The following is an 11,224-nucleotide window of genomic DNA, read 5'->3' on the forward strand; positions in this document are numbered from 1 at the left end:
TATCGTTCATTAATTGCATTCACCAACCATGCGAACCACTATGTTGAAATCATTTTCGTCAAGCAACCTGCTGGGTTGCGGGTTTATTTTTATACTATTCACTCAACCCGGCCTCGCGGCCACACCGGTAAGTGTCAGTAAGCCGATAGTATCAGAATCGACTGAAACACTGACCCTATCAGGCTCATTAACAGCTGAACGCAGGGCATTGCTGTCTCCAAGAGTTGATGGCTTAGTCAAAGAAGTTTTAGTGGATGCCGGCTTCCGGGTTAAACAGGGTGATGTTTTACTGAGACAGGATCCAGCTATCGCCAAACAACAGCTGGAACAGGCAAGGGCTGCAACAAATGAAGCTCAGGCCAGTGCAAGTGAAGCCGAGCGATTAGTCGAAGAAGCCAAACGGCTTCGTGGAGATAATTACATTTCGGCTACAGAGCTGGCTAATCGCGAATCCAATCTCTTATTGAGTCAAGCAGCTCTGGCAGCGGCCACGGCCATGCAAAACACCGCGGCAGAACAGCTGAGTCGACATGAACTGCCAGCCCCCTTCAGTGGTGTTATCAGCGCCAAAATGACGGAAGCCGGTGAATGGATTAATCGAGGTGATCAAGTGCTGGAATTGGTAGCTCTGGAGCCTGTCAGACTTGATGTTAACGTGCCCCAGGAACGATTTTCTGAGATCACGACAGAAAGCCGGGTCGAAATACTGCCTGATGCACTGCCGTCACAGAAACTCTCTGGAAAAATTACTGCTCTCGTCCCGGTCAGTAATACACAGGCCCGCTCATTTTTAGTCCGCATTGTTGTGGATTCAAATGATGTGACTCTGTTACCCGGCACTTCTGCCAGTGCAGTAATCTATATGGGTGGGGATAAAGCAAAAGGGTATCTCATTCCTCGTGATGCAGTATTACGTCATCCTGATGGCGGAAGAAGTGTATTTATTATTGATGACAACAACCGGGCGCAACGCCGAACTGTGAGTGTCGGTAGTGAAAGTTCTGACGGTATCATTATTACTGAGGGGTTAACAGCCGATGACTTAGTGGTAATTCGCGGTAATGAGGTGCTTAGCGATAACGATGAAGTTGAACTTGCCAGCGACGCCAGATAAAAGGAATTAACCCCGCATGCTAGAAGCACCGATTCGTAACGCCAAACTACTTACTGTCATGGTGCTGATTGTTTGTGTTCTCGGCATCTCTGCCGCACGAATGATCCCCGTACAGATGATTCCTGATTTGGATGTACGCACCATCAGCGTTGTGACGCAATGGCCTGGAGCAACGCCTCAGGATATTGAAAAGGAAATCCTGATCGAGCAGGAACGCTATCTGCGTAATATTCCAAACCTTAAACGAATGGAATCGTTTGCCGAAACCGGTGTTTCATACGTTGAGCTGGATTTCCCGTTTGGCGTCGATATAAATGAAACCTTAATAGAAGTCGCCAATGCGCTAAGCCAGGTTCCCAGCTATCCGGAAAATGTCGATCAACCCAGTATCCGCAGCAGCTCGTTTTCGGAAAACGCTTTTATGTATTTTGCGGTATCCCCGCTACCAGGCAACCCGCTGAATCTTGATATCGACATGATCACCGACTTTATCGATGACAATATTCGTACTCAGATGGAGCGTGTGCCGGGTGTTTCCGAGGTTCAGCTCCGCGGCGGCGCCGAACGACAGATGCAAATCTTTATTGATCCCGCCAAACTGGCTCAAAGAGGCTTAAGCCTTACCCAGGTGCGCGATGCCATCCGTGCCCGTAACAGCGATACCTCTGCCGGTGACCTGGATGATGGAAAAAAACGCTATTTAATCCGAACGGTTGGCCGGTTTGATAATAAGCAGGAACTGGAAGAATTGATTCTGGCGCATCGCAACGGCACTGATATTTTCCTGAAAGATGTCGCCACGATTAATCTGGGTCACTATGAAGTTCGTGAAGTCGCCGTGGTCAATGACGAGCGTGGCCTGACGATGGCGGTTAAGCGCGAACCGGGTTCTAATGTAATCGATATAAAATCCGGCATGATGCAGGTGGTTGAAGAGATGCGGCGAGATTTACTGCATCCGAATGGCCTGGATTTAGTCCTGATTGGCGACGATGTTCGCTATGTCGAATCATCAATACAGAATGTCTCTCAGAACTTGCTGCTAGGGGCATTGCTGGCCACCATCATACTTTTTTTATTCCTTCGCAGTATTCGTGGCACATTAATCGGTTTGATGGGGATGCCGGTGTGTATTATTGCGGCATTTTTAGGGTTATTGGTTTTTGATCGTACGATCAATGTGATTTCCTTGGCCGGTATTGCCTTTGCGATAGGCATGACGGTCGACAACACGATTGTTGTACTCGAAAGCATTGAACAGGCCAGGCGCCGCGGCCTGGATAGAATTGAAGCCGCTATTACCGGTGTTCGTGAAGTGTGGACAGCGGTCCTGGCTTCCAGCATGACAACGATTCTGGTTTTTGCTCCGGTATTATTTGTTCAGGAAGAAGCCGGCCAATTGTATTCGGATATCGCTATTGCCATTTCGGTAGCCATTCTGGCTTCAATGCTATTTGCCGTAACCGTGGTGCCCGCCGCCTGTGCTCACTTCGGCCTTGGCAAAAGTCGTGGTACTCATGAAGATTTACATCGTCGAGGCGTCATCCTCCATAGCGTCAACTGGATTACCGGTGGTTTTTTCAGACGCCTGATCACCATGCTCATTACGGTATCAGCAACCCTGGTTGCCGCATGGCATTTAATGCCGCCGGCTGAATACCTCCCTGAAGGTGAAGAACCCAAAGCCTTTACCAGTATGATTCCCCCCCCCGGCTATAACCTCTCGGAAATGTTGCGAATCAGTGAAGAGGTCATTGAAATTCTCAGTGAGGCCAAAGGAGCTGATCCAGCCTTATTTGATCGTGGAGAAGCCCCGCTTCCATCACTTGCCTATTATTTTATTCGTACCACTCCAACCGGTTTACGCGTGCTCAGTGAGCCTACCCGAACGCAAGATATCGAACTAATGATGAATGCGTTAACCGATTTATTTGAAAGTTATCCGGGTATGCGTGCTTTCTCAGGTCGTGGTTCAATTATTTCCAGCGATCAGGGCGGAACACGTGCGGTCAGTCTGGATATTGCCGGTCCGGATATGGAAAACCTATACAGTACGGCAGAATTTGCGCTCAAACGAGCCGAACAGTTGTTTGAAAACCCACAGATAGATTCCATTCCTGGATCGTTATCGCTGGATCAACCATTAATTGAAATCCGGCCTCGCTGGTCGCGGTTAACCGAGGTCGGGTTTACAGCCAACGATTTTGGTTTTTCAGTTGCAGCATTAAGTGATGGCGCTTTTGTTGATGAGTTTTTTATTGATGATGACAAAGTCGATATGTTTCTGTTCAGCACTGCAGGGCAACAACAGAATTTGTCAGGCTTAGCCGGTCTGCCCGTACTCACCCCCAATGGCGGTATTATTCCATTGAATGCTTTGGCTGATTTGGTCGAAACCGTTGATAGTGCAACCCTTAGACGGGTTGATAGTCGCAGAACCGTCACCCTGCTGATTATTCCGCCGAGAGATGTGGCTCTGGAAACCGCAGTGAATAAAGTTCGCAACGAAATGATTCCCGCCATGCAGGCTGAAGGTGAAGTCGCCAAAGGAATTAACCTTTCTATTTCCGGCGCTTCGGATCAATTGGATGCCACAAGAGAATCCTTATCTGAAAATCTTGTGGTGGCTGTTATACTCATCTATCTGGTTCTGGTCGCTATATTCTCACATTGGGGCTATCCATTAATTATTTTAACCACTGTGCCATTAGGCATCGCCGGAGGTATTGTCGGGTTGGTCGCCATCAATGCCTCCGGCAGCCTGTTAAACTCGTTCGGCTTACCGGCAATCATCCAACCATTCGATATGATTACTATGCTGGGCTTTGTCATCCTGCTGGGTACAGTGGTCAACAATCCGATTTTGATTGTTGAACAGGCAAGACGTAATTTGACCGACAAAGCCATATCGGTACATACGGCCGTTAATCAAGCCGTAGCAACTCGGTTGCGCCCGATATTGATGTCGACATTGACCACCATTTTTGGTCTGGCACCGTTAGTGTTTATCCCTGGTGCCGGTACTGAGCTCTACCGAGGTGTGGGTATTGTGGTTCTGGTGGGCATCGCGGTTTCCACCCTTATCACGCTGACATTCCTGCCAAGCTTGTTAATATCGATTTTATCGTGGACACAACGTAAACAATTGTCTCGGCAGCCTCAATCATCTAACGCTTGATCCTGTTCAACAAAGATCAGCTTGTCAGTATCAAAACCACGTTGCTCAGCCTCGTTAATAAAGCTGGCAATTAACTCGTCACTGACTTGCGGTGTACGGGCCAATAACCATAAATAGTTATGGTTAGGGCCTGACACATACGCATACTGGTAATCCTGTTTATCCAGACCAAACACCACATAACCACCATAAAATGGTCCAAAAAAGGATACTTTCAGGTGTGCAATATCAGCGTCTCTGACGAACTTTGCTTTACCTTCAGCTTCTTCCCATTGTCCTTTCTCACTGTTGTAGCCGCGATTGATCACCCTGACGGATCCATCTTCCCGCAAGCTATAGTCGGCGGTCACCGATGTTAAACCCCGTTCAAAAGAATGATCCAGTCTCGCTATTTCAAACCATTTACCCAGATAACGATCCAGCTCAAAATCAGGGACAGGCTCAACCCCTTTGGGAGTTCCAGTGCAAGCAGTTAACATCAGTGATAGCAGAAGAATGGTAAATAGACGCATATTTCACACACCTTTGGTTAATTTACGAGTTTATATCTGAGGTCGCATGTATGAGTGAGACGCTAAGTTTGGCGGATATTTCCCGAATCATTGAAATGGCGTGGGAAGATCGTACACCGTTTGAAGCGATTTTCCGGCTGTATGGCTTACCGGAGAATCAGGTCATTAAATTGATGCAACGCGAAATGAAACCAGGTTCATTTCATCTGTGGCGGGAACGGGTTGCAGGGCGAAAAACCAAACATCAGGCTTTGCGTGATCCGCGTATCTCGCGGGCCTACTGTCCGACTCAATATAAACCACGCTAAGCCACTTGAGTTTTATTAAACGGCGGTAAAGGCTCTTATCGCAATATAAACACAACTTAACCAGCCGACCATAAAAATCAAACTGCGAAAAACAGCCAAATCCAGGGCGTAAAAAATCGGGTGTAGAATACGACAGGCCAGAAACAAAATGGCTGCTTCACTCAAATCCCGCAGATTTACACTGGAATAAAACGCCAGCAACGTGACGGCGGAATAGAATATCAACGCCTCCCAGGCATTTTTCTGTGCCGCTAACACGCGGGCAGCCACACCGGTTAACTCAGACTGTTGCTCTCTGGGATGGCGGTTATCAAAGATATCAACGTGTTTATAACGTAAGTAGCCGCCGATAAATGCCAGTATCATCGGGAAAAACGTAACAATAAATAACACGATAAACAACGCAGGCATGTATTACTCCAGGCAGCAAAAGTTAAAGGAATTAATCAGCTGAATTCAGCTGCAATTTTCAGTTGGGCATAATTTTTTACAAACAACTCACTGAACGCTGGATCAAATGCTTTTCCTGATTGTTCGGATAAATATTCAAGTACTTTATCTTCCGGCCATGCATCTTTGTAAACCCGGCGATGATAAATCGCATCCCAGACATCAACAATGGCAAAAAGTCTTGCTTCAAAATGTATCTCGGTTCCCTTCAAACCCTGTGGATAACCTAATCCATCCCATCGTTCATGATGTTCATAAGGAATCATCATATACTGTCGCAGGTAATCGTTCTTTGACAAAATATCATAAGCGATTTGTGGGTGCTGTTTCATGATTTCCCATTCTGCATCGGTGAGCTTTCCGGGTTTTGTCAAAATCTCATCCGGGATGCCGATTTTGCCAATATCATGCAGAATTGCGCCATAACGAATCGATTCCAGTTGTTTTTCATCACTTATGCCGGACAGTTTTGCCAGTGCTACCGTCATTCGGGTAACCCGCTCGGAATGATCTTTGGTTTCCTTGTGCCGTGCATCCATCACATGAATCCAGCCCATCACTGCCTGTTCAATACTGTCCAGAATTTTACGATTGGCTGCCTGAATCGCCTTGAAGTCATGACGAATCAGCACATACAGGAATGCAGCCGTTAAGATTACAAACGCCCAACCTTTGAAATGTTGTATCTGAGTAACACGTTCTCCTGAAAATAAATACTCTACAGAGATATCTGAAAAAAATATCCAGGCTATCCCAACAAGCAAATACACCAGAACAATTCGGTAATGAGGGGGTAAATTCATGTATTTTTTATTGTTAGCTGTCGGGAAACCATCCTTCAGACCCCGCGCAATAGATTAATTTGGCAGTTTTGCTTCCAGAAACTGCAATAGACGCTGCCACGATTTCTGATCAGCTGCAGCATTATAGCGATCAACACCAAACACGGTAAAAGCATGTTCCGCACCGCCATAGGCAATCATTTCGTTGGGGACATTATAGGTTTCAAGCTCTGTGCTCAGCTGAGCAAACTCCTGCATGCTTATCGCTTTATCAGCGGCACCATGCAATACCAGAATTTCTGCTGAAGTACTGGCATAATCCTGTCCCTGAGGGGTTTTTAAGCCCCCATGGAAACTGACAAAACCTTGCAGATTCTCCCCCGAACGAGCCATTTCAAGCACCGCTGCACCACCAAAGCAATAACCGATAACAACAACCTTTTGCCGGTTGGCTCCCAGTTCAGCGGCTTTGTCCAAAGCACCTTTCAGTAACTGACGCATTTTCTGTCTGTCCTGATACAGCTCACCGGTATGTTGCTTTTTATCTTTATCTTCCGTGGGTCGAATGCCTTTACCAAATAAATCCGCGGCAAAAACCGCATATCCCTCTTCAGCCAGCATATAGGCACGTTTGATTTCGTAATCCGTCAAGCCGTCCCAGTCGTGGATCAATAACACCAAAGGGGCGCTATCTGCTGGACTGACATAGAAACCTTCGTAGGTTTCATCATTCACCTGATAATCGATATTATCAGCGGCTGCCGCCACTGAAAAACAGGTAAGCCCGATTAATAAATATTTTTTCAGCAACATGCTATCTCCCTGGCAATCGTCTATGAACTATTACGACCAAATGATCGCTGCAGAGTTGGCAAAAAAGCTACTTTATTGAATGCATCTTTAGTTAGCCATCATGATGGTAGCGAACCACTCTGTCGACTTCGTTTTTTGAGCCCATGATGACGGGGACGCGCTGATGAATGTTTTCCGGCTGGATATCCAGAATCCGCTGGGTTCCGGTAGAGCTTACACCACCGGCCTGCTCGACAATGAAACTCATCGGGTTTGCTTCGTACATCAGGCGTAACTTACCGCCTTGCCTGGCAATTTTGGAATCTGTCGGATACATAAAAATGCCACCTCGTGTCAGTACGCGATAAACTTCTGCGACCATTGATGCCACCCAGCGCATATTGAAATTTTTCTCCCGTACACCCTCGGTGCCTTTCATACATTCTTCGACATATTTCTGGACCGGAGCTTCCCAGAAGCGCTGATTAGACATATTGATAGCAAATTCAGCGGTCTCTTTGGGAATACGCATATTTGGGTGGGTCAATATAAATTCACCGACATCACTGTCCAAGGTAAAGCCATTTACACCGTTACCGGTGGTCAAAATTAACATCGTCGCTGGTCCATATACTGTAAATCCAGCACAAACCTGCTCTGTGCCTTTTTGCATAAAGTCTTTTAATGTCGGATTTTTACAATCATTGGGGCAACGTAAAATGGAGAAAATAGTGCCTACTGAGAGATTGATATCAATATTGGAGGAGCCATCCAATGGATCAAAGCAAATCAAATACTTACCTTTGGGAAATTTGCTGGGGATCTGAATGATTTCTTCAATTTCTTCAGAGGCCATTGCGGCCAGATGGCCGGTCCATTTAAGATGATCAACCATTACATCATTGGTAATGATATCAAGTTTTTTCTGCGTTTCGCCCTGAACGTTTTCACTTTCAGCAAAACCACCGAGACCAATGATGTTGCTGCGACTGACTAAATGAGAGATTTTTTTACAGGCACTGACTATATCGCCTAATAATCCCGTCAAATCGCCTGTCGAATCCGGATGGGATCTTTGCTCTTCAACGATAAGTTGATTCACTGATTTGCCGATATCAGACATGGCGTTTCTCTCTTTAACTATTTATTTTTCAGGGTGTCGAGCTGATGATTCGCAGCTGTTTAAAGCGAGAGTAAACCAGTGGCGATGAAAATGCCAAGAGCAGTTAGAAGTGTTTTAAAATGCAGGGGAACAGACCCGCTTTTCCCCTGCTAATAATAACTAGATTTTAACGAGAATCTCACCCATACCAATGCCACCGAGATCACCCGCATAACGCTGCACCCTGGAAAAACTCTCCACCTTGGCAAATTGGCTGTCCAGCTTTTTAAACGACGCAAACATCAGGGGTAAAAATGCCAGCGTGTGCGATCCACAATCATTGAAATTGGCGGTAATGCCATGCTGTGGCATTTTGGGCAGCAATATTGTGCCCCGTTTCATCGCATATCCCAGATGTTTGCCGACCTCACCGAGCACTGCAATAGTGCCGGATATCATTCGTGAACCACAGTAATCACCAGCATTGCCTTCAATCAGAATCATGCCACGGCGCATATGATCACCGGTACGTGCGCCGGTATTTCCGGTGACGATAATAATACCGCCGGTCATCCCGTTTTTATAACCGCTGCGTGCTGCGCCAACAAAATCACCTGCGTTACCGTTAATTTTGATTTGGCCACCTTTCATTTCACAGCCGGTATAAATAAATGTGTTTCCGGTAATTTCTATATTTCCGCCTGTCATAAACTGGCCCAGATAGGCACCGGCATCGCCCTCAATAGTGATGCGTCCATGAGTCATCGCATGACCGATATGATCCAGTTTGGCAGAACTGTTCTCAAAGCGGATATCATTGACATCATCGCCGCTGATATCAAACAGCTGATCAACCGGTAACGTTAAACGTCCACTGACCAGTTCCATCGCAGCAATATCGGCTACATCTTTACCCGCCAGTTTATCAGGCGTTAATGGGGAGCAATCGACACGTTGTGCCAAATCCATTTTGAGTTTAAGAGTCAGTGCTTTCATGCCATGATCTCCTGCAAATGAAAGTGGAATGGGCCGAGTTTGCCACCATAATTACCAGCACTGATTCGGCGAATACCGTTTTCAGCGCCTAAATCACATGCCGCCTGAATGCCGACCCGCATGGCTTTATCAATATCTTCTTTGCTCAGACCATCAATAACGATTTCCATCACCGATTCGACTTCCGGCGAACATTCGGATTTAGTCTGACCTTTTAACGTTGGACAGAAGGCATCATTGGTTGACGCATTAAGTGCTTTGTACTTTGAACCGACTTTCGATCCACTGCGAACGACGCCTCCGGGAAACGGCATAATGATATTCGGTAACTGTTTCATCGCCTTAACTGCTGCTTCGCAGGCCGCCAAGGCCTGAGGCTGAGATTCCGCCAGAATCAGGAAGTTACCCCCTCCAACAGAAGAAACCACACCGGTGTTTTCCTGGGTAAGGAATTCACCATCCATAACCGGAATACGCCAGTAACGCTTACCATCAATCATTTTTGAGATTTGATAACCATCACCAAAGAAACGCAGGTTTTTACCCAGGGCAATTTCTTTCCCATCTTCACCTTCAATACCCGAAAATAAAGCAGATGTTGGGGAAGTAAGTACACACTGACCAGCACGGGTTTCAACCTGTTTGGCTAACCCTTTGCCACCCATAGCAAAAATCAGACAGGCCACACCGGGACGACCATCAGGGGTTTCAGAAGGCTCTAATATTCTTTCCATCGAAGCTTCACAACCGCAGGCAATAACCGAGGTTGCAAACCCAGTGAAGGCAGTTGCTGAATGCATCGCCCATTCAAGATTCTGAGCAGTAATAATGATTCGCGTGCCTTTCATCGGAAAGGCTTCGGCAAAGGTTTTATCAATGCTGACGCCATTGATGATCATAGTCTGCCTCCCTTATGCAGCGGCTGAATGGTTAAGCTACCACGACCATCATCGACGATTTCGTCATTACTGATTTTGAAGTTGCTCATTTTCAAAGTGTGGAATTTATCAAAATATTCCTGTAACGGTTTTTCGATACTCACATCATATTCCGGTTTAACCACATGTGTGGTGCCCCAGGTAATTTTGATGACCTGGCCTTGACGCACCACCATTTCCCCATCTTTAAAGACATAATCCGGTTTTTCGAACATCTTCTCACGATCACTGTTATCGGTGTAAACAGTGATATCCGCTGCCGCGCCAATTCCCAAATGTCCACGATCTGCCAGACCAACGAGTTTGGCTGCACCTGCCCGGGTCATGATGGCAATTTCATACAACGAATATTCACGATCCAACGACGCCAGATGGGTTGCTTTTTGTGCTTCCGGATGCAAAGTAGAGAGCATGTCGTTACGGAAAGACTTATCCATCAATAACTTAATCAGATGCGGATAGCTGGTAAACGGTGCACCATTCGGATGATCGGTGGTCAGGAAAATCCGCCAGGGATCATCGACCATCAGGAAGGTTTCCAGACCAATCATCCATTGCAACGCGTTTACATAACTTTGATCTTTATATTTAAACGGTACTACACCGCAACCGGCTTCACATTCGATATCCATACACACCCATTTATTAGGATGTGCATGTGGTGCTCCGGCAAACTGACGCATATTGTCGCCCGATGCCGTCACCGTCTGGCCGAACAGGATCTGCCCGACATCCACAGTAATATTTTTATGTTTATTAATCGCTTCAGCGATTTCAGCTGCGCCGGATGAGAATTTAAAATCACCTTCGGTGCCGTAGCTGTGGAACTGAATATGCGTCAAATGCATCGGCAAACCTTCAGCGCCCTGAATGGTATCCAGCGTCGTTTGCATATTCCCGGGTACGCCCAGATTACAACCATGCACATGTAACGGGTGCGGCACACCGATTTCTTTTACTGCTGTAGACAGCCGGTGCAGGATATCGCGCGGTGTCACCCCATAAAAATCGTTCTTTTCATCCAAATCAAGTTTGCGCTGATTAAATTTAAA

The 11,224-nt window shown here is 46.5% G+C and carries 11 protein-coding genes; 3 read left to right on the plus strand and 8 right to left on the minus strand.

Going from position 1 to position 11,224, the window contains the following annotated elements:
• Nucleotides 1-40 precede the first annotated feature (40 nt).
• Nucleotides 41-1,114 (plus strand): efflux RND transporter periplasmic adaptor subunit, encoded by a 1,074-nt coding sequence (locus B3O33_RS12445; RefSeq protein WP_292361147.1) that lies wholly within the window; start codon nt 41-43, stop codon nt 1,112-1,114.
• A 16-nt stretch (nt 1,115-1,130) separates the two neighbouring features.
• The gene (locus tag B3O33_RS12450) at nt 1,131-4,292 is read left to right on the plus strand and encodes an efflux RND transporter permease subunit (protein WP_292361144.1); all 3,162 of its coding nucleotides are present in this window, start codon (nt 1,131-1,133) and stop codon (nt 4,290-4,292) included.
• Here the strand turns inward: B3O33_RS12450 and B3O33_RS12455 are convergent.
• Nucleotides 4,274-4,804: a lipocalin family protein gene (locus tag B3O33_RS12455; RefSeq protein ID WP_292361142.1), complete on the minus strand. Its 531-nt coding sequence runs from the start codon at nt 4,802-4,804 to the stop codon at nt 4,274-4,276. The two genes, B3O33_RS12450 and B3O33_RS12455, sit on opposite strands and share 19 nt — an antisense overlap.
• Nucleotides 4,805-4,854: 50 nt before the next feature.
• Between B3O33_RS12455 and B3O33_RS12460 the strand changes: the two genes are divergently transcribed.
• Nucleotides 4,855-5,112 carry a TIGR03643 family protein gene (locus B3O33_RS12460; protein WP_292361140.1) on the plus strand — a complete coding sequence of 86 codons (258 nt, stop codon included), beginning with the start codon at nt 4,855-4,857 and terminating at the stop codon, nt 5,110-5,112.
• Nucleotides 5,113-5,127: 15 nt separating this feature from the next.
• Here B3O33_RS12460 and B3O33_RS12465 read toward each other — a convergent pair whose 3' ends face one another.
• From B3O33_RS12465 to B3O33_RS12495, 7 genes are all read right to left on the minus strand, one after another.
• Nucleotides 5,128-5,523: an MAPEG family protein gene (locus B3O33_RS12465; protein WP_292361138.1), complete on the minus strand. Its 396-nt coding sequence runs from the start codon at nt 5,521-5,523 to the stop codon at nt 5,128-5,130.
• A 35-nt stretch (nt 5,524-5,558) separates the two neighbouring features.
• On the minus strand, nt 5,559-6,365 hold the full coding sequence (locus B3O33_RS12470; protein WP_292361136.1) for an HD-GYP domain-containing protein: 807 nt from the start codon (nt 6,363-6,365) through the stop codon (nt 5,559-5,561).
• A 54-nt stretch (nt 6,366-6,419) separates the two neighbouring features.
• Nucleotides 6,420-7,157 (minus strand): dienelactone hydrolase family protein, encoded by a 738-nt coding sequence (locus B3O33_RS12475; RefSeq protein ID WP_292361133.1) that lies wholly within the window; start codon nt 7,155-7,157, stop codon nt 6,420-6,422.
• A gap of 91 nt (nt 7,158-7,248) precedes the next feature.
• Nucleotides 7,249-8,259 (minus strand): class 1 fructose-bisphosphatase, encoded by a 1,011-nt coding sequence (locus B3O33_RS12480; protein WP_292361131.1) that lies wholly within the window; start codon nt 8,257-8,259, stop codon nt 7,249-7,251.
• A 159-nt stretch (nt 8,260-8,418) separates the two neighbouring features.
• Entirely contained in the window at nt 8,419-9,234 is an 816-nt protein-coding gene (locus tag B3O33_RS12485) for a formylmethanofuran dehydrogenase subunit C (protein WP_292361130.1), read from the minus strand.
• A complete protein-coding gene (fhcD, locus tag B3O33_RS12490) occupies nt 9,231-10,133 on the minus strand; it encodes a formylmethanofuran--tetrahydromethanopterin N-formyltransferase (RefSeq protein ID WP_292361128.1) in 903 nt (300 codons plus the stop codon). Before fhcD ends, B3O33_RS12485 begins: the two co-directional genes overlap by 4 nt.
• Nucleotides 10,130-11,224 (minus strand): formylmethanofuran dehydrogenase subunit A (locus B3O33_RS12495; RefSeq protein WP_292363738.1); only part of this gene is annotated, 1,095 nt, incomplete at its 5' end. The genes B3O33_RS12495 and fhcD, both read right to left, overlap by 4 nt.

This window comes from Methylophaga sp. UBA1464, assembly GCF_002325665.1.
Lineage (GTDB): Bacteria > Pseudomonadota > Gammaproteobacteria > Nitrosococcales > Methylophagaceae > Methylophaga.